The sequence below is a fragment of the Pseudomonas sp. Irchel s3f7 genome (genome assembly GCF_900187615.1).
Taxonomy (GTDB): domain Bacteria; phylum Pseudomonadota; class Gammaproteobacteria; order Pseudomonadales; family Pseudomonadaceae; genus Aquipseudomonas.
Window position 1 is genome coordinate 69,895 of sequence record NZ_FYDO01000026.1, and the last position, 19,578, is coordinate 89,472.

The 19,578-nt window shown below is 60.4% G+C and carries 17 protein-coding genes and 1 pseudogene; 6 read left to right on the forward strand and 12 right to left on the reverse strand.

The annotated features are described in order from the left end of the window. The 7 genes from CKW19_RS21515 to CKW19_RS21545 form a co-directional block, all read right to left on the reverse strand. A complete protein-coding gene (locus tag CKW19_RS21515) occupies nucleotides 1–804 on the reverse strand; it encodes an ABC transporter ATP-binding protein (RefSeq protein WP_095059749.1) in 804 nt (267 codons plus the stop codon). Next, nucleotides 801–1,949: an ABC transporter permease gene (locus CKW19_RS21520; protein ID WP_095059750.1), complete on the reverse strand. Its 1,149-nt coding sequence runs from the start codon at nucleotides 1,947–1,949 to the stop codon at nucleotides 801–803. Before CKW19_RS21520 ends, CKW19_RS21515 begins: the two co-directional genes overlap by 4 nt. 54 nt (nucleotides 1,950–2,003) lie before the next feature. After that, nucleotides 2,004–3,032, reverse strand: coding sequence for a DUF5924 family protein (locus CKW19_RS21525; protein WP_095059751.1), 1,029 nt, complete (start codon nucleotides 3,030–3,032; stop codon nucleotides 2,004–2,006). 264 nt (nucleotides 3,033–3,296) lie between these two features. Next, nucleotides 3,297–4,673, reverse strand: a complete 1,377-nt coding sequence (locus CKW19_RS21530; protein ID WP_095059752.1) for a pitrilysin family protein — start codon at nucleotides 4,671–4,673, stop codon at nucleotides 3,297–3,299. Nucleotides 4,674–4,729: 56 nt separating this feature from the next. Continuing rightward, nucleotides 4,730–6,388 (reverse strand): Na/Pi cotransporter family protein, encoded by a 1,659-nt coding sequence (locus CKW19_RS21535; RefSeq protein WP_095059753.1) that lies wholly within the window; start codon nucleotides 6,386–6,388, stop codon nucleotides 4,730–4,732. Between the two features lie 393 nt (nucleotides 6,389–6,781). Then, nucleotides 6,782–7,549, reverse strand: a complete 768-nt coding sequence (locus CKW19_RS21540; protein WP_095059754.1) for a TerC family protein — start codon at nucleotides 7,547–7,549, stop codon at nucleotides 6,782–6,784. Nucleotides 7,550–7,634: 85 nt separating this feature from the next. Continuing rightward, the gene (locus CKW19_RS21545; RefSeq protein ID WP_095059755.1) at nucleotides 7,635–8,942 is read right to left on the reverse strand and encodes a CitMHS family transporter; all 1,308 of its coding nucleotides are present in this window, start codon (nucleotides 8,940–8,942) and stop codon (nucleotides 7,635–7,637) included. Nucleotides 8,943–9,271: 329 nt separating this feature from the next. Between CKW19_RS21545 and CKW19_RS29190 the strand changes: the two are divergent. Beyond that, nucleotides 9,272–9,337 (forward strand): annotated as a pseudogene (locus CKW19_RS29190) (GFA family protein); the annotation flags it as partial. Nucleotides 9,338–9,354: 17 nt separating this feature from the next. On the opposite strand, the gene CKW19_RS21550 reads toward CKW19_RS29190, so the two are convergent. After that, nucleotides 9,355–9,681: a DOPA 4,5-dioxygenase family protein gene (locus CKW19_RS21550; protein WP_095059756.1), complete on the reverse strand. Its 327-nt coding sequence runs from the start codon at nucleotides 9,679–9,681 to the stop codon at nucleotides 9,355–9,357. A gap of 82 nt (nucleotides 9,682–9,763) precedes the next feature. Here CKW19_RS21550 and CKW19_RS21555 point away from each other — a divergent pair, with 82 nt between their 5' ends. Further along, entirely contained in the window at nucleotides 9,764–10,429 is a 666-nt protein-coding gene (locus tag CKW19_RS21555; RefSeq protein WP_095059757.1) for an NAD(P)-dependent oxidoreductase, read from the forward strand. Between the two features lie 54 nt (nucleotides 10,430–10,483). Here the strand turns inward: CKW19_RS21555 and CKW19_RS21560 are convergent, their stop codons facing one another. Then, nucleotides 10,484–11,434: a LysR family transcriptional regulator gene (locus tag CKW19_RS21560; RefSeq protein ID WP_095059758.1), complete on the reverse strand. Its 951-nt coding sequence runs from the start codon at nucleotides 11,432–11,434 to the stop codon at nucleotides 10,484–10,486. Nucleotides 11,435–11,548: 114 nt separating this feature from the next. Between CKW19_RS21560 and betC the strand changes: the two genes are divergently transcribed. The 3 genes from betC (at nucleotide 11,549) to CKW19_RS21575 (ending at nucleotide 15,788) form a co-directional block, all read left to right on the forward strand. Further along, a complete protein-coding gene (gene betC / locus CKW19_RS21565) occupies nucleotides 11,549–13,063 on the forward strand; it encodes a choline-sulfatase (RefSeq protein WP_095059759.1) in 1,515 nt (504 codons plus the stop codon). Between the two features lie 16 nt (nucleotides 13,064–13,079). Next, complete coding sequence (gene choX / locus CKW19_RS21570) at nucleotides 13,080–14,000, forward strand: choline ABC transporter substrate-binding protein (RefSeq protein WP_095059760.1); 921 nt, start codon at nucleotides 13,080–13,082, stop codon at nucleotides 13,998–14,000. A gap of 219 nt (nucleotides 14,001–14,219) precedes the next feature. Next, nucleotides 14,220–15,788 carry a SulP family inorganic anion transporter gene (locus CKW19_RS21575; RefSeq protein WP_095059761.1) on the forward strand — a complete coding sequence of 523 codons (1,569 nt, stop codon included), beginning with the start codon at nucleotides 14,220–14,222 and terminating at the stop codon, nucleotides 15,786–15,788. Between the two features lie 184 nt (nucleotides 15,789–15,972). Here the strand turns inward: CKW19_RS21575 and aroE are convergent, their stop codons facing one another. Beyond that, a complete protein-coding gene (gene aroE / locus CKW19_RS21580) occupies nucleotides 15,973–16,794 on the reverse strand; it encodes a shikimate dehydrogenase (RefSeq protein ID WP_095059762.1) in 822 nt (273 codons plus the stop codon). Nucleotides 16,795–16,874: 80 nt separating this feature from the next. Then, the gene (hemF, locus tag CKW19_RS21585) at nucleotides 16,875–17,789 is read right to left on the reverse strand and encodes an oxygen-dependent coproporphyrinogen oxidase (protein WP_095059763.1); all 915 of its coding nucleotides are present in this window, start codon (nucleotides 17,787–17,789) and stop codon (nucleotides 16,875–16,877) included. 163 nt (nucleotides 17,790–17,952) lie between these two features. Between hemF and CKW19_RS21590 the strand changes: the two genes are divergently transcribed. Beyond that, nucleotides 17,953–18,930, forward strand: coding sequence for an NADPH:quinone reductase (locus tag CKW19_RS21590; RefSeq protein ID WP_095059764.1), 978 nt, complete (start codon nucleotides 17,953–17,955; stop codon nucleotides 18,928–18,930). An 84-nt stretch (nucleotides 18,931–19,014) separates the two neighbouring features. Here CKW19_RS21590 and CKW19_RS21595 read toward each other — a convergent pair whose 3' ends face one another. Further along, a complete protein-coding gene (locus CKW19_RS21595; RefSeq protein ID WP_095059765.1) occupies nucleotides 19,015–19,572 on the reverse strand; it encodes an L-threonylcarbamoyladenylate synthase in 558 nt (185 codons plus the stop codon). Between the last annotated feature and the right edge of the window lie 6 nt (nucleotides 19,573–19,578).

Consider the following 19,578-nt stretch of genomic DNA (forward strand, 5'->3'; position numbering starts at 1 on the left):
TCAGACCTCGTGAAGCTGTTGGGCGGCCGTCAGCGCCGCGCGGCCGCGAGGGCCATGGAAGTATTCGTGAATCCACGCGTCGTCGGTTTCCGAGACCTTGTCGATGGCGTCCGCCACCAGCACTTTTTTCTGCGCCAGCACCGCCACCCGGTCGGTGATGGTGTAGAGCGTGTCGAGGTCGTGGGTCACCAGAAACACACTCAAGCCCAATGCGTCGCGCAGGGTCAGGATCAATTGATCGAACGCCGCGGCGCCAATCGGATCGAGGCCGGCGGTGGGCTCGTCGAGAAACAGGATGTCCGGGTCCAGTGCCAGTGCACGGGCGAGGGCTGCACGTTTGATCATGCCGCCTGATAGCGACGCCGGATACTTGTCCGCCGCCGACAACGGCAACCCGGCCAGGGCCATTTTCACCGCCGCCAGGTGCTCGGCGTCGTTGCGGCTCAAACCCGCGTGCTCGATCAAGGGCAGGGCAACGTTCTCGGTCACCGTCAGCGACGAGAACAGCGCGCCTTTCTGGAACAGCACGCCAAAGCGCCGTTCCACCAATGAGCGCTCATGCTCAGACAAGCTTGGCAGGTTCTTGCCGAAGACTTTCACCATGCCTTCGCTGGGCTGACGCAAACCGACAATGCTGCGCAGCAGCACCGATTTGCCGCTGCCGGAACCGCCGACCACGGCGAGGATTTCGCCCTTGTACAAATCCAGGTCAAGGTTTTCGTGCACGCTCTGGCGGCCAAAGCGATTGCACAGGCCACGCACTTCAATCACCGCCTCGGAGGGCGCTCGGGGTTCACGACTCACCAGCCCATCTCCATGAAAAACAGCGCAGCCACCGCGTCGAGCACGATCACCACGAAAATCGACTGCACCACACTCGACGTGGTGTGGGCACCCACGGATTCAGCGCTGCCGCTGACCTTGAAGCCTTCGAGGCAACCGATGGCGGCGATCAGGAAGGCGAAGAGCGGCGCTTTGACCATGCCCACCAGAAAGTGCTGAACACCGATGTCCGATTGCAGCAGCGACAGGAACATCGCTGGCGAAATATCCAGCGACACCGCGCAGACCACGGCGCCACCGATAATCCCCGAAATCATCGCCAGAAAGGTCAGCATCGGCAGCGCAACCAGCAGGGCCAACACACGCGGCACCACCAGCAACTCCATCGGATCGAGACCCAGGGTGCGGATGGCGTCGATTTCCTCGTTGGCCTTCATCGAGCCGATCTGCGCCGTGAACGAACTGGCGGTTCGCCCGGCCATCAGGATCGCGGTCAGCAACACACCGAATTCGCGCAGGAAGGCAAACCCCACAAGGTCCACGGTAAACACGCTGGCGCCGAACGTCGCCAGCACCGTCGCCCCGAGAAACGCCACCACGGCACCGACCAGAAAGGTCAGCAGGGCCACGATGGGCGCGGCGTCCAGGCCCGTTTGTTCGATGTGCGAGACCATCGGTGTGATGCGCCAGCACTTGGGACGAAACAGGCCGCGGGCGATGGTTTCGATGATCAGGCCGACGAAGCCCAGCAGTTGCAGGGTGTCCTGCCAGACGGTGTCCACGGCGCGGCCGATGCGGGTGAGCAATTGAATGCTGACGCTGATTTCCGGTTCTTTGACCGGAACGCAGAAGTCGGTCAGCGAGCAGTACACCGTTTGCAGCAACGCGCGATCAGCGGAAGAAAGGGTGCAATCGGGATGCTGGGCAGAGCGGCCGATGCGCTCGGAACCCAGCAGTTCCACCAACAACGAGGCGCCCGCCGTATCGAGGGTGCCAAGACCGTTGAGATCGATCTGGGTATCGGTGTCATACTGGCCGCGGAGTTTTTCGCTCAGCTGCTTGAGGTCGGCGTAGTGGGCAAGCGTCCAGTCGCCCGTCACCCGCAACCATGCAGGGGTGAGCGAAGTATCCAGTCGGGCATCGCCGGCCATTGAGCTGCTGGTCATAAGCTCCTTGCTTGTTCGGCTATCAGGCAGATCTACGTAATAGCACGAACCCGGTTACTTTTCTTTGATCGCTGTGCTGTCCGTGACGACGAAGCGCAGTACGCCGATCAACTGGCCGTCTTCGGTCAACACCCGGACCTGCCATTTACCGGCCGGATTGCCGGGGAAATTCTGCTTGTGGGTCCACGCCCGGTAACCTTCCTTGCGCCCGCCATGGATATCCAGCGGGATGCGATCGACCTCTTTGCCGTTGAATTTCCACACATGGTAAATCCGCTCGTCCAGGCCACGCGGGGCGTTGATCGCGGTGTACGCATAAAGCCCGCCACCGCGGATCTGCTCGACGCTGACTTCGTCGAGGCTGGCGCCAGGGATGCGGTCCTGCATTTGCGTGCTGATGGCCACGTCGGTCATCCACAACGTGGCCGGCGGCACCCATGAACGCAACACCCAGCCGACGCCGCCGATGCCCACGGTGATAATCAGGATCGCCAGGGCGTTGCGCACGGTGCGGATCGGGAAAATCGACGCCAGGCTCGGGAACGACAACAGCACGGCGATGCCCAGCGCCCATTTGAAACTCTGCGACGTGGTCAGGTGCATGATCACCGGCAACGCCGTGAGCAGGGCGGCAAACAGGGTCAGGGTGTGCAGCGCCAGGAACGCCCAGCGCCGCGGGGCCAGCCACTTGTAGTAGAGCGGGTCGATGATCGAAATGAGTGCCGCGATGCTCAACAGGCCGGTGAAAAACAACTGGCCGCTGTTCCAGGTCGTGGTGATGAAAAAGAACGGCAGGACGAAGAACAGGCTTTCCTGATGGATCATCTGCGTCGCGTAACGCAACAGCGGCTGCGGGATCTCACGCTTGAAGATGCGCGTGAACAGCTTGGTCAGGCTGTTTTCCAGCATCAGCCAGATCCAGCTGATCAGCATGATGGTGGTGATCCAGCTCGCCAGGCCTTGCTGGCGGTCGACCAGAATGAAGCTACCGACCCCGGAGACAAAACCACCGAGCGCAATGACCCCCGGATAACGCTTCATCAATTCGAGGATGCGCTGTAAGAAAAGGGTCAGGTTCGGCATTCGGCGTTTCACAGTAGTCGTGGGGAAAATCCTCGACAGGGTACCGCTGGCGCGCCCCTGTGGCGAGGGTCCCGGTCAGCCTGACCGAACATAAATCCCGGCGAACGGACATAGGTGCAATTGTGGCGAGGGAGCTTGCTCTCGCTGGGGTGCGAAGCGCCCCCTTACCCGTCAACGGCTACCGTCAGAAATACCTCGCATGCCATTTGACGACTGCTGCGCAGCCGAGCGGGAGCAAGCTCCCTCGCCACAATGTGTATGCACTTATTTTCTGCGCTGAACCCGCCAGCCCACCAACATCAAGACGATCAACCCCAACACCCCGGCAATCGTCCACACCAATTGATCATCACTCAACAAAGGCTTCTCGACCCGCAGATACCCCGGCTGCAAGAGCAATTCGCGCATCGCCTTGTTCGCCTCTTGCAACGACACCGCTTGCAGTTCCCTGGCCGGGTTGGCGAAACGGTCGTCCTCGTAGTCGCCAATGGCGCTCCAGTAGTAATCGGCCAGTGCGCTATTGCCCTGCACGGCCCAGGCCTGGCGGGCAATGGCGGCCTGCTTGAGGCGGTTGAAGGTCTCGGCGTTGAGACCATCCTTGAGTAATTGGGCTTTCAACTCCTCCAGCACCTGTTCGGCTTCGGCCACATCCTCGCGCTCCAGGTCGGCATTGAGGCTCATGAAGCCGACGCCACCGAACACCTCGCGCTCGGCCCACGGTCCATAGGACAAGCTGTGCGCCAGGCGCAACTGGCGATAGAGCGCCCAGTCGAGGTAATCCTTGAGCAGGTCGAAGGTTTCGTCGTGCTGATCCTGCAGCACCGGCTCCGGCACCAACCAGTGCAACTTGGCGCCATCGCCCACGAACCCGCGCGTCAGGGTGCGCTCATGGGCAGCGCTGGCCTGGATTTGCGGCAGCGGCGGATGTTCGCTGGGGTTGATCGCGTCGAGAGCGCCGTAGGTGCGATCCAGATAGGCCGGCAGCAACTTGTCGAGGTCGCCGACCACGATCAGGGTCATGTTGTTCGGCGCATACCAGGCCTTGCGCACACGCTCCAGCTGTTCGCGGGTCAGGTGATCGACCTGCGCCCGCTCGGGGCATTTGAGGCCCAGTTCCACGGCCAGCTGGTTGCTGGCGGTGTGGCCCAGGTCCTGGCGATCGAGCCAGCGTTGCAGGTGCGTGTAGTGCCCGCCATCCTCGCGCTCGACCACTTGCTTGGCGGCGTTGATGGCGTTGTCGTCGAAGCGGGTCTGGGTCAGCAGCGCCAGCAACAGGTCGAGCACCTTGCGCTGGTTCTTCGCCGGGGCTTCGATCACAAACGTGGTGTCGGCGTTGCTGGTGAAGGCGTTCCACTCACCGCCCAGCGCCTGCATGCGTTCTTCCAGGCCACCTTCGCCACTGGCATCGATGCCGCTGAACAGCAAATGTTCGAGCAAATGCGGCAGCTCTTTTTCATCGCAGCTGAAATCATCCAGGCCCACGCCGACCACCAGGCGGATCGCCACGTGCCCGCGCTCAGTGCCGGGTTTGAGCAGCAACTGCAAACCGTTGCGCAGCGTGTAGCCCTCGACCTGGAAGCGATCCAGGGCAAACGAAGGAAAAGAACCCAGCAACAGACAGGCGAACAACAGACAACGCATAACGAGCTTCCATACGGCTTGCGTGAATTCAACAGACTTCAGGCCACTGTGGACGTTCAGGGAGAATGCGTGATGTCCGCCAAATCGTCGACCACCAGCGCACCGGTGTCGTGCGTTTCCAGCACCACATAGGCACTGCTGCAAAACAGCGAGTTCAGGCGCTTCATGTCGGCAATCAACTCCAGGTGCAACGAACTGGTTTCGATACTTTGCACGATCTTACGTTGCAAACGGCTGACATGAGCGTGGGCCAGACGGCGTTCCTGTGCGCGAAAACGACGTTTTTCACGCACCAGCTGGCGCGCGCTTTCCGGATCACCGCTGAGAAATACCGACATCCCAAGCCGCAAGTTGGAAATCAACTGAGTTTGCAGCACGGTCAATTCGTCCAGCCCGACTTCGGAAAACGACCGACGCTGCGAGGTTTTCTGCTGCTGGACCTTGCGCAGCATGCGTTCGATCAAGTCGCTGGCCAGTTTCAGGTTGATCGCCAGCTCGATGATTTCCGCCCAGCGCCGGCTGTCCTGATCACTGAGATCTTCCCGAGGCATTTGCGCCAGATACAGTTTGATCGCGCTGTAGAGCGCTTCGACATCGTCGGTCAGACGGCGCATCTCCTGGGTGACGGCAGTTTGCTTGCCCTGCAAAACGTCGAGCATGGCTTCGAGCATGCTGTCGATCAGGTCGCCCATGCGCAGGGTTTCCCGGGCCGCGTTGGCCAGTGCCAAACCCGGCGTCACCAGCGCCGTCGGGTCGAGGTGCCGGGGTTTAGCCATGCCGTTGGCCACTGGGCGCTCCGGCAACACCCAGGCACAAAACCTGGCCATCGGCGCGGCGGTGGGCAACAGGATCAGACAGCGCACGGTGTTGTAGAGCAAGTGGAAGCCAATCACCAGTTCCTGCGGGCTGAAGTCGAGGCCATCGAGCCAGCGCACCAACGGACCGAGTACCGGGATGATCAATACAAGACCAATCAGTTTGTACAGCAGGCTGCCCAATGCCACTTGGCGCCCGGCGGCGTTCTGCATGCTGGTGCTGAGGAAGGCGAGCACGCCGCTGCCGATATTGGCGCCGATCACTAGCCCGATGGCCACTGGCAGGCTGATCACATTGGCGCCAGCCAGCGTCGCGGTGAGCAGGACGGCCGCCAGGCTGGAGTAGGAAATCATCGCGAACAGCGCGCCGACCAGGGCGTCGAGCAAGATGTCGCCGGTCAGCGAGGCGAAAATCACCTTCACCCCTTTGGCATGGGTAATCGGGTGCGCTGCTTCGACAATCAGTTGCAGCGCCAGAATGATCAGCCCCAAGCCAATGGCGACACGGCCCATCTGCCCGAGTCGGGTCTGCTTGCGGGACAGAAAGAAAATCACCCCGACAAAAATCAGCAGCGGCGACAACCACGACAGATCGAACGTCAGCACCCGCGCCATCAGCGCCGTACCGACATCCGCACCGAGCATGGTGACCAGCGCCGGGGTCAGCGCCATCAGGCCCTGGCCGACAAACGAGGTGACCAGCATGGCGGTGGCATTGCTGCTCTGGACCATCGCCGTCACGGCGATGCCGGAGAGGAAAGCCAGCCAGCGGTTGGTCATATTATGGCTGATGACATGACGCAAGTTGGTGCCGTAGACCCGCAGGATGCCGGTTCGGACGATGTGCGTGCCCCAGATCAACAGGGCCACGGCGGAAAGCAGATTGAGCAGGGTGAGCATACAGACCCCCTGTGGTGTAGCGCCCCAAAGGAGCAAATTGACGGTACCGCGCGACGTTTTACGTTCTGGTACTTAAGCTGTAGTTGGCTAACGGACTGAGCGCCAGCATCGCATAGCTAAAGAAGGGATTGAAACAGAACTGTCATGAAATGAGATTTATGCGGGCCATAAAAAAGGAGCCTGCGATGGCTCCTTTTTCGCACGTCGTGATAACCACCGAAGGACTGTGGCGAGGGAGCTTGCTCCCGTTGGGTCGCGAAGCGCCCCTGAAACCATTGCATGCAATTTGTCAGACATACCGCATGCAATGGTTCACGACTGCTGCGCAGCCGAGCGGGAGCAAGCTCCCTCGCCACAAAAGCTCATCTTTCAGAGAGCTTCGTTGCCGCAGGGTTACTGCCCCGGAATATCCTTGCGCAGTTTTACCGGATCCTTCTGCTTGCGCTTTTTCGCGATGGAAGAGCGCATCTTGATGTTGATCGCTTCAACCGCCAGCGAGAACGCCATGGCGAAGTAGACGTAGCCTTTTGGCACATGCACGCCCAGGGAATCGGCAATCAGCACGGTACCGACGATCAGCAGGAACGACAGCGCCAGCATTTTCAGCGACGGGTGCCTTTCGATGAATTCGCTGATCTTGCCCGAAGCCAGCATCATCACCAGCACCGCCACGATGATCGCCGCGACCATGACCGGAACATGGGAAACCATGCCGACCGCGGTAATCACCGAGTCCAGCGAGAACACGATGTCGATGATCGCGATCTGGACGATGGTGTAGAGGAAGTTGCCGCCCTTGCCGCCCGGCGTATCGTTGGTTTCGTCTTCACCTTCCAGCGCGTGGTACATCTCTTGCGAGCTCTTCCACAACAGGAACAGGCCACCGAAGAACAGGATCAGGTCACGCCCGGAAATACCCTGGCCGAACACTTCGAACAGGTCGGTCGTCAGGCGCATGACCCAGGTGATCGACAGCAGCAGCAGGATTCGCGTGATCATGGCCAGCGCCAGACCGAAAATCCGGGTGCGCGCCTGCATGTGCTTGGGCATGCGGCTGACCAGGATCGAAATCATGATGATGTTATCGATACCCAGGACTATTTCCAGGGCGGTCAGGGTGAAGAAGGCAACCCAGATTTCAGGGTTGGTCAGCCATTCCATGTGTATTCCTTTGAGCGATTGTTTAAACCAAAACGGGCCCGGCTTCTTATCACGGAGCCTGGACCCGAAGTGGCGAGTCTTGGGCTTATAGAGTGCTGAACATCGGGAAAGTCCCCAACAGCAGCGCAGCAATCAGTATGCAGATACAAACCAGCACTGCCCACTTCAGGGTGAAGCGCTGGTGGTCACCGAAGTCGATGCCGGCCAAAGCCACCAACAGGTAAGTCGATGGTACCAGCGGGCTCAACAGGTGGACGGGCTGACCGACGATCGAGGCACGCGCCATTTCCACCGCGGTTATACCGTAATGGCTGGCGGCTTCGGCAAGTACCGGTAACACGCCGTAATAAAATGCATCGTTCGACATGAAGAACGTGAACGGCATGCTCACCAGCGCGGTAATCACCGCCAGGTACGGGCCGAGAAAGTCCGGAATCACCGCCAGCAAGCTTTTCGACATGGCATCGACCATGCCGGTGCCCGACAGGATACCGGTGAAGATGCCCGCCGCAAAGATCAGACCGACCACCGCCAGCACGCTGCCGGCGTGGGCCGCAACGCGATCCTTCTGTTGTTGCAGGCAAGGGTAGTTGACGATCATCGCAATACTGAACGCCACCATGAACAGCACCGGCAACGGCAGCAGGCCAGCAACCAGGGTGCACATCAGGCCCAGGGTCAGGGCGCCGTTGAACCAGATCAGTTTCGGACGACGGGCATCCGGGAACTGCGACACGCTGATTTCGCTGTGGTCGACTTCATCGCCCACCAGGTGCAGTTCGCCCAGGCGCGCACGCTCACGTTTGCCGTAGAAGTAAGCAATGGCCAGGATCGCCATCACACCAGCGGCCATGGCCGGGATCATTGGCACGAAGATGTCGGACGGGTCCACGTGCAGTGCACTGGCCGCACGGGCGGTCGGGCCACCCCATGGGGTCATGTTCATCACGCCACCGGCGAGGATGATCAGGCCGGCCATGATCCGCGGGCTCATGCCGATACGGCTGTAGAGCGGCAGCATGGCGGCCACGCAGATCATGTAAGTGGTCGCGCCGTCACCATCGAGGGAAACGACGAGCGCCAGCACGGCGGTGCCGACCGAAACCTTCAGCGGGTCGCCCTTGACCATTTTGAGAATCTTGCGCACGGCCGGGTCGAACAGGCCGGAGTCAATCATCAGGGCGAAGTACAGAATCGCGAACATCAGCATCACGCCGGTCGGCGCAAGTTTGGTGATGCCTTCGAGCATCATCGGGCCGATTTTCGGACCGAAGCCGCCGAACAGGGCGAAGATGATTGGAATAAGGATCAGGGCGATCAGCGCGGACAGGCGCTTGGTCATGATCAGGAACATGAACGTGATGACCATGGCGAAGCCAAGGAAAGTCAGCATGGGAATACTCCAGGCGTAGCGCGGCTAGGGAATGGGCGGATCGCGGGGATCAGCGCAGAACGGGAAGCACGAGACGTACGGGCGGAGTTGCAGCGAAGCGGCGGGTAGTAAAGGACATCAGGGTCACCATTGTTGTTGTTAAATGGGCTGTGCGAGCGATAAAACACTGGCATTGGCCGACCGGTCTGTTGCCGGTAGTGAGGGCGATCCTAATCGGGGAAGCTTTCAGCCAGCTTTCGGCGATGAAAGCGTTGAGCGGAATTACAGCCGGTCGTCGGGTTGGGGCATGGCGTAAGCGCACTGATCACAACCGTAGGAGAGCGGTCAGTCATTGCTCGATCTGCCGTCGGGTCAGCGGCGGCATCGTGACTACCTGGATCACTTGCCCGGCGAGCCAGAAGAAACCCTCTGATCAAAAAGCAGACAGGTCGAGCGGGCACATCGCGCCCATCCAGATCGCGTGCTCGGTGTGGTCCAACAGATCGTCGCCGGTGTCCGGGTGCAGAAACACCACCAAGCCTTTGCGATTGAGCGCCAGCCACGGCAACACCTCGCCGATCAGTTCCGGACCGAATGCCAGTTGGCAACTCCAGTCCGGGTGCGGGCCGACCGGGCGCTCATGCACGCGGCCCATTTTCAGGGGGAACAACTGCGCCGCCAGCTCACACAAGGTGCGCGCCTGATTGATCGTATTGGCGTCGAAATACACGTGAGCGTGATAGCCCTTGATCTGATGCATGGAAATCCCTCTGAAGCGGGTCGAACCCTCACCGTTTCCTGCGAGTCACACGCCATATAGGCAGGAAAGAATGGAGCTCAGCATGAAAAATGCCGAAACCCCGGTGGTGAAAGTGGTGCTTTATGGTGCCATGAGTAGCCTGGGCAGTGCGCTGATGGCTGAAATGCTGCACCGCCAACATGAAGTGATCGCCATCCTCGATGACCTGACCGCGCTCGCACCGCGCCCCGGTTTGCGCACCAAGGCCGGCGATCTGTTCGACGCAAAACGAGTGAAACAAAGCGTGGCGGGCAGCTCTGTGGTCGTCTGCCTGCTGGGCGCACCAGGTTTGCCGTTCAACAGCGAATCGGTGGAGAAAACCTTCGTGCCCGGCCCGGTCGAACAGGTGCTCGCGGTGGACGCGTTGATTGACGGCATGCAGGCGGCGGGCATTGCGCGGTTATTTCTAGTGGGCGATTTCGATGTTCTGGACGACCCGGAGGCCGAAGACCAATTGCAATTGCATGCTGCCGAAGAAATTCGCGAGGCCCTGCAAAGCAGCCCGTTGCGGTGGACAATGGTGAACGCGCCGTGGGCGGTCGCAGGGCTCGGTATCGAGCATTTCACCCACATCAGCAGCAGCCTGGAACCAGGCCTGGCAGAAACCCTGGAGCGACTGAACCGGGTAGCCGTGGGGATTGCCGATGAATTGCAGCTGAATCTGCACGTTGGTGAACATGTGAACTTTGTGGCGGTTACGCCACGGTAAACCTGGGTAGGCGCTGCCGAAGGCTCGGTCCGCGCTCGGGCGATCTTTTAACGTTCAAACGGCAATCGAAGGAAACGACAGCCCTGTCAGCGATTGCGCACTGCTGGCCTGCTCGGCCATCAACCAATCCACGAATTGCTGAATCAACGCCCCACGCCGTTTGCGCTGGGGCAGTACCACGTAATATCCAAGCCTGGACATCGCCGTCTCGGCAATCGGTCGACACAACAATCCCTGCGCCAGCAAGTTATCCACAAGGTGCCGCCAGCCAATGGCCACGCCCTGACCGCCAATCGCAGCCTGAATCAGCAAGGTGTAGTTATCGAAGCGCAACTGCCCGGGGGCTGGCGGTGACGTAATCCCCAGTTCGCGGAACACGCCGCTCCAGTCGAACCAGTTGCTGCTGTTCTCACCGCGCAGGTGCAGCAGCGGAAACTCCAACAAGGATTGGGCCGGCAGAGGCAGTGGACGATCAATCAACAATTGCGGGCTGCACACCGGAAACACTTCTTCGCTGAACAGCCAATGGCTTTCGCCTTGCTTGAAACGACCATCGCCAAACAGCACTGCCACGTCGATATCCGTGCGCAGCATGTTGTGGCTGCGTTCACTGGTGACCAGGCTCACGTCCACCTGAGGATTGGCCGCGTGAAAACGGTGCAGGCGCGGCATCAGCCAATAAGCGGCGAACGCAAAGTCGGTCGCGACTTGCAGCACTTCATGCTGTTGCTGTGAGCTGATCGCGCTCAATCCTGCGTCTATGTTCTGCAAACCCAGCTGAACTTGCTCGAACAGGATCATTCCCGCCTCAGTCAGTTCGATGCCGCGATAAATGCGGTCGAACAAACGCGTCGCCAACTGTTCTTCCAGGCGTTTGATCTGCTGGCTGATGGCCGGTTGCGTGGTTCCAAGTTCATTGGCGGCAGCGGTAAAGCTGCGCTGGCGAGCCGCCGCTTCAAAGGCGCGGAGCAAATCCAGAGACAGGTCACCGAGGGCGTCATACATAAGCTGTGCTTATCCTAGTCATTGCCGCGCATGGGCTTTACCGCAAAGTGCATGGGTTACATCCTCGATCCCAGCACTCTCGCATAAACATTCACTATGGAATGCCGCGATCACATGAAGCGCAAGAACATTCTTTTCATCATGGCCGATCAAATGGCCGCGCCAATGTTGCCGTTCTATGGCCCTTCGCCTATCAAACTGCCTAATTTGAGCCGCCTCGCCGCCGGAGGCGTGGTGTTTGACTCCGCTTACTGCAACAGCCCGTTGTGCGCGCCGTCGCGCTTCACCCTGGTCAGTGGCCAGTTACCGAGCAAGATTGGCGCCTACGACAACGCGGCCGATTTCCCTGCCGATGTACCGACCTATGCCCACTACCTGCGTCGCCTCGGCTACCGCACCGCGTTGTCGGGAAAGATGCACTTTTGCGGTCCCGATCAGTTGCACGGCTACGAAGAACGCCTGACCAGTGACATTTACCCGGCCGATTACGGTTGGGCGGTGAACTGGGATGAACCGGATGTACGTCCGACCTGGTATCACAACATGTCGTCGGTGCTGCAAGCCGGACCATGCGTACGCACCAATCAGCTGGATTTCGACGAAGAGGTGGTGTTCAAGGCTCAACAGTATTTGTTCGATCACATTCGCGAAGACGGCGATCAGCCGTTCTGCCTGACCGTGTCGATGACCCACCCCCACGACCCGTACACGATTCCCAAGGCATTTTGGGATCTGTACGACGATGCTGATATCCCGTTGCCTACAACGCCGGACCCGCATGACCTCGACCCGCATTCCCAGCGTTTGCTCAAGGTCTACGACCTGTGGGACAAGCCGCTGCCTGTGGATAAGATCCGAGTCGCTCGCCGTGCGTATTTCGGCGCGTGCAGCTATATCGACAGCAACGTCGGCAAACTCCTGCAAACCCTCGATGAAACCGGGCTAATCGAGGACACTATCATCGTGTTTTCCGGGGACCACGGCGACATGCTCGGCGAACGCGGGCTCTGGTACAAAATGCACTGGTACGAAATGGCCGCCCGCGTACCTCTGTTGATCAGTGCGCCGGGGCATTTCGGTGCCGGTCGAGTCAGTGCTTCGGTATCCACCGCCGACTTGCTGCCAACCTTCGTCGAACTGGCCGGAGGCTCGCTGGAGCCAGGCTTGCCACTCGATGGCCGCTCGCTGGTCCCGCACCTGCAAGGGCAGGGCGGTCACGACGAAGTGTTCGGCGAATACATGGCCGAAGGCACGATCAGCCCGTTGATGATGATCCGCCGTGGCGCCTACAAGTTTATCTACAGCGAAGACGACCCTTGCCTGCTTTTCGATGTGCAAAATGACCCGCGTGAAATTGAAGAACTCAGCCAATCGCCACAACATCGCCAACTTTTCGAAGATTTTCTCACCGAAGCGCGGGCCAAGTGGGACATCCCGACGATCCACCAACAAGTGCTCGCGAGCCAGCGACGTCGGCGTTTCGTGGCCGACGCCCTGACGATCGGCAAGCTGAAGAGCTGGGATCACCAGCCGCTGGTGGACGCCAGTCAGCAATACATGCGCAACCACATCGACCTCGACGATCTGGAACGTAAAGCACGTTATCCACAACCCTGCCAAAACCAATAATGTTAAGGGGAAGCCCATGCAAAAGTTATCCACAGTACTGACGGTCGGGCTCCTGGCACTGGGCAGCGCATCGGCGTTTGCCGATCAGAGCTGCGAGACGGTGAAGATGGCCGACCCGGGCTGGAGCGACATCGCCGCGACCAACGCCATCACCGGGTTTCTGCTGGATGGCATGGGCTACAAGGCCAAGGTCGATACCCTCGCGGTGCCGATCACCTTTGGCGGGTTGAAGGACGGCCAGGTGGATGTGTTCCTGGGTAACTGGATGCCGGCGCAACAGGGTTTCTACGACAAGTTCGTGGCGACCGGCGATGTCACGCAACTGGCGAAAAACCTCGATGGCACCGAGTTCACGCTTGCGGTTCCGGATTACGTTTGGGACGCCGGCGTGCATAACTTTGCCGACCTGAACAAGTACGCGGACAAATTCGACAAGAAGATCTACGGCATCGGCTCCGGCGCGCCGGCGAACCTTTCGCTGCAAGAGATCATCAAGAAGAACGACTTCGACATGGGCCAGTGGAAACTGGTCGAGTCCAGCGAGCAGGCGATGCTGGCGGAAGTATCCCGAGCGGTGAAAAAACAGAAGTTCGTAACCTTCCTCGGCTGGACCCCGCACCCGATGAATGTGCAGCTGAAAATGCATTATCTGAAGGGTGGCGAGAAATACTTCGGCGACACCGGCAGCGTCTACACCCTGACCCGCAAAGGTTACGCACAGGCCTGCCCGAATGTCGGCAAGTTGCTGACCAACCTGAGTTTCACTCAGGAGATGGAGAACAGCATCATGTCCGAGGTGGTGAACAAAAAAGTCAGCAACGCGGATGCCGCCAAGGCATGGATCAAGGCCAACCCGGCGGTGCTGGATAAGTGGCTGGATGGGGTCAAGACCTTGGATGGCAAGGATGCGTTGCCGGCGGTCAAAGCCAAACTATAAGTGCCTCTGTGAAAGAGCCTTCGTGGAGGTGCCTTTGTGGCGAGGGAGCTTGCTCCCGCTGGACCGCGCAGCGGTCCCAAAACCATTGCATCAGGTTTATCAGGTCCACCGCATGCAAAGGTTTTACGATTGCTCCGAAATCGGACGGGGGCAAGCCCCCTCGCCACAATGATTGCGTGGTCCTGCTACCCTTGCGCCAAACCCAACCCGAGAGGCCCCATGGCCCTGCCAAGCCGCCATTCACTCTTCCCCTTCCTTTCCTGGTTGCCCCGGCAAACCCGCGCCAGCGTCGGGCGTGACCTGATCGTCGGCCTCAGCGGCGCGATTCTCGCGTTGCCGCAATCCATCGCCTACGCGCTGATTGCCGGTCTCCCACCGGAATACGGCTTATACGCTGCGATCATCCCGGTTTTGATCGCCTGCCTGTGGGGCTCGTCGTGGCATTTGATCTGCGGTCCTACAGCGGCCATCTCCATTGTCCTGTACGCCAGCGTCAGTCCTCTGGCCGTTCCGGCCTCGCAGGACTACGTCACGCTGATCCTGCTGCTGACATTCCTGGCCGGTGTTTTCCAATGGTTGCTGGGGCTGCTGCGCTTTGGCGCGCTGGTGAACTTCGTCTCGCACTCGGTGGTACTCGGTTTCACCCTTGGCGCCGCCGTGGTGATTGCCATCGGCCAATTGCCCAACCTGCTAGGGCTGGATTTGCCGAGCCAGGCCACCGCGCTGGACAGCTTTATCCTGCTGTGTAAACACCTCGGCGAAGTGGACAAGCCCTCGCTGGCCCTGGGGTTGGCGACCGTGATCGTGGGGGCGATCCTGAAACTGTGGTTACCGCGCTGGCCGACGCTGTTGATCACGCTGGTCCTGGGCGCATTGCTGGTCTGGCTTTGGCCATCGATGTTTGGGCATGTGCAATTGGTCAGTGCGTTTGTCGGTCAGTTGCCGCCCTTCAGCCCGTTGCCGCTGGACCTCGACCTGATCCTGCGCCTGCTACCCAGTGCAGTGGCGGTAGGCATGCTGGCGTTGGTGACCAGTCTGTCGATTGCCCGCTCGATTTCCGCACGCTCTCAGCAGTTACTCGACGCTAATCAGGAAGTCCGCGCTCAAGGCTTATCCAACATCGTCGGGGCGTTTTTTTCCGGGTCGCTGTCGGCCGGGTCATTCACCCGCTCGGGCCTGAGCTACGAAGCGGGAGCCTGCTCTCCGCTGGCCGGGATTTTTTCGGCGTTGTGGGTGGCACTGTTTGCGATCTTTGGCGCCCAGTTGATCGCGCACATTCCGATCCCGGCCATGGCCGGCAGCATTCTGTTGATTGCCTGGGGTCTGGTCGATCATCGCGGCATTCGTGCGTTGTTGCGCGTCAGCCGCGCCGAGTTTCTGGTGATGGCGCTGACTTGCCTCGCCACGTTGCTGCTGGAGTTGCAGACCGCTATTTACGCTGGCGTGCTGGCGTCGCTGTTCTTCTACCTCAAGCGCACTTCGCAACCGCGGGTGCAGCATTGGCGCAACGGTGAAGAAGACATCCTGCGGGTCGGCGGCTCGATCTTCTTCGGCGCCAGCCATTACCTGCAAGTGCGCCTGCAACGGATGCACGGCGCGCGGGTGGTGATCGAGGCACAGCAGATCAACTTCATCGATTATTCAGGCGTGGAAATGCTGCATCAGGAAGCGCGGCGATTGCTGCGCCAGGATCGTAGCCTGACCTTGCGCCGGGCGCGGCCGCAGGTGGTGGAAGAGTTGAGGAAGCTGGAAGGCGCGGAGAAATGCCCGATCCGGTTTGAAGACTGAACACCTTCTATTGAAAGCACCAATCAACCCTGTGGCGAGGGAGCTTGCTCCCGCTCGGGTGCGAAGCGCCCGCAATTGGTTTACGCATTCTGCCTGATACATGGCATAGCAGGTTTTAGGGCCGCTGCGCAGCCCAGCGGGAGCAAGCTCCCTCGCCAAGGAAAACCTGTCTGATCAGAGAAATCTACAAGGCCAACTGCCGGCGAAGTTCAGCCAGCACCGGCGCCGTGTCCGGACGCACGCCGCGCCACAGGAAGAACGCTTCCGCCGCTTGCTCGGCGAGCATCCCCAACCCATCCATCGCCACCGCCGCACCGTGTTCACTGGCCCAACGGCAGAACGAGGTCGGCTCTTTTCCGTACATCATGTCGTAGCACACGGTCTTGCCCGGTTCGATCAGACTGCTGGCAATCGGCGGCACGTCACCGGTCAGGCTGGCGGATGTCGCGTTGATGATCAGGTCCACCGACTCGCGCAACCAGTCAAATCCGCTGGCCGCCACCGGCCCCAGATCGGCAAACAGCTCGGCCAGCAACTCGGCTTTTTCCACCGTGCGGTTGGCGATGATCACCGATGCCGGCTGCTCGGCCAGCAACGGTTCCAACGCGCCGCGCACCGCACCACCCGCACCGAGCAACAGGATACGTTTGCCCTTGAGGCTGAAACCCAGGTTGACCGTCAAATCCCGCACCAGCCCGGCGCCATCGGTGTTGTCACCCAACAGACTGCCATCCGCCAGTTTGCTCAGGGTATTCACCGCGCCTGCCCGCTGCGCCCGCGCCGTCAGGGTGTTGGCCAATCGATAGGACTCTTCCTTGAACGGCACCGTCACGTTCGCCCCGCGACCTTCGAGGAAAAAGGTGCGGGCGCAGGTGGAAAAGTCGTCCAGGGGCGCCAGCAACGTGCTGTAGTCGAGCTGCTGCGCAGTCTGTTCAGCGAACAGGCGATGGATCAGCGGCGACTTGCTGTGGCCAATCGGGTTACCGAATACGACGTAACGATCCATCTACACACCCTCACCCGTAGGAGCGGCCGAAGGCTGCGATCTTGTTCGCAGCCTCGACGACGTAAACCAAAACTTTGATGTCAGCCTTTGGCCAACCAATCGCGGTCTTGCAGAAAGTACTCGGTCAGACGCGCTTCTTCGCTGCCAGGCTCGGCTTTCCAGTCGTAACCCCAGCGCACGTGCGGCGGCAGCGACATCAAGATCGATTCGGTACGCCCGCCCGATTGCAGGCCGAACAGCGTGCCACGGTCATAAACCAGGTTGAACTCGACATAGCGCCCACGGCGGAACTCCTGGAATTCCCGCTGTTTTTCGGTGTACGTGTCGTTCTTGCGGCGCTGCACGATCGGCAGGTAGGCGTCGATGTACGCATCGCCGATAGCGCGCATGAAGGCAAAGCTGGTGTCGAAGTCCCACTCGTTCAGGTCATCGAAGAACAAGCCGCCGATACCCCGGGGTTCGTGACGATGCTTGATGTGGAAGTAGCTGTCGCACCAGGCCTTGTAACGCGGGTAGACATCCGCACCGAACGGCGCGCAGGCCTGCTCGGCGATGCGGTGCCAGTGGATGCAGTCTTCTTCATTGCCGTAATACGGGGTCAGGTCGAAGCCGCCGCCGAACCACCAGACCGGCTCTTCGCCTTCTTTTTCAGCGATGAAGAAACGCACGTTGGCGTGGGACGTCGGCACATGCGGATTGTGCGGGTGAATCACCAGCGACACGCCCAGGGCCTCGAAGCCACGGCCGGCCAGTTCCGGGCGGTGGGCGCTGGCGGACGGTGGGAGACCGCTGCCGAAAACGTGGGAAAAGTTGACGCCGCCCTTTTCAATCAACGCCCCGTTTTCAATCACGCGGGTACGACCGCCACCGCCGGCAGGCCGGGTCCAGGCATCTTCAACGAAGCGCGTGCCACCGTCTTCGGCTTCCAGGGCAGCACAAATACGGTCTTGCAGGTCGAGCAAATAGGCCTTTACGGCCTCGGTGCGGGTCGTCATGTCATCACCTTGAATCGGGCAAAGCTACGCGGCGCTCCATCGGAGCTCAGCCTGCGCAAATGGGCGCGTAGCATAACACCGCAAGTTACCCCTTCGCAGTTGACGAAGATCAAGCTTCGGAGTCCGATAGGGCGCTTGGTAACACGACCTCAGGAGAGAACAGATGGCAAAGCGTATCCAGTTCCGCGCCCATGGCGGCCCAGAAGTGCTCGAATATGTGGATTACCAGCCTGCCGAGCCAGGTCCGAAGGACGTGCGTGTGGCCAACAAGGCCATCGGTCTGAACTTCATCGACACCTATTACCGCAGCGGTCTCTACCCACCTCCAGCCCTGCCTTCGGGTTTGGGCGCGGAAGGCGCAGGCGTGGTCGAAGCGATCGGCAGCGACGTGACCCGGTTCAAGGTCGGTGACCGCGTGGCGTATGGCAGCGGCCCGTTGGGCGCCTACAGCGAGCTTCACGTCTTGCCCGAGGCCAATCTGGTGAAACTGCCGGAGGCCATCAGCTTCGAACAAGCGGCGGGCGTGATGCTCAAGGGCCTGACCGTGCAATACCTGCTGCGCCAGACTTATGAACTCAAGGGTGGCGAAACCATCCTGTTCCACGCCGCCGCCGGTGGTGTCGGCTCTTTGGCTTGCCAATGGGCCAAGGCGTTGGGCGTGAAGTTGATCGGCACGGTGAGCTCGGCGGAGAAAGCCGCACTGGCCAAGGCCAACGGTGCCTGGGCGACCATCGACTACAGCCATGAAAACGTCGCACAACGCGTACTGGAATTGACCGACGGAAAAAAAGTCCCGGTGGTGTACGACGGCGTCGGCAAGGACACCTGGCTGACCTCACTCGACAGCCTCGCGCCGCGTGGGTTGGTGGTGAGTTTCGGTAATGCGTCTGGCGCAGTGGACGGCGTGAACCTGGGGATTCTGGCGGGGAAGGGCTCGCTGTACGTGACCCGGCCGACATTGGGCACTTATGCGAACAACGCCGAGAACCTGCAGCGTATGGCGGATGAACTGTTTGGGATGATTACCAGTGGCAAGCTGACTGTGGACATCAGCCAACGCTACTCGCTGGCTGATGCAGCGAAGGCGCAGACCGAGCTGTCGGCGCGGCGTACGACCGGTTCGGTTGTTTTGCTGCCCTGACGGACGCCATCGCTAGCAGGCTAGCTCCCACACTGACCCAATGTGGGAGCCAGCTAGCCTGCTAGCGATGGGCGCACCTCGGTCTTAATCCGGGCGCACAACGTGCCCGGTCGCCACATCACGAATCACACTCGGGTTCTTGCGCCCGCCCAGCATCCCGCCGAGCACCAGATCTATCTGCCCCCGGAAATACTGCTCGATGCGAATCCGCGTGCGCGCCGCCGGACGACCCTGCGGGTTGGCCGATGTCGACACCAGCGGCCCGACCAACGCGCACAAGTCCCGCACCAGGGGATGATCGCTGACCCGCAGCGCCACCGTTTCGTGCACACCGGTAATCCACGGCGGCAGCAGGTTTTGATGCGGCACCAGCCAGGTGTTCGGGCCCGGCCAGGTGCTGGCCATGCGATCCATCCACAGCTCCGGGAAGTCTTCGAACAGGAAGTCGAACTGGCGGATGTTATCGGCCACCAGTATCAGGCCCTTGTCCACCGAACGACCCTTTATATCCAGCAGTCGCTCCACCGCATCCAGGTCCCACGGATCGCAACCCAGGCCCCAGACTGCTTCGGTTGGGTAGGCAATCACCGCCCCGGCGCGAACTGCTTGCGCGGCTTGTTGCACACGCCAACTGTTGACCATGAAAAA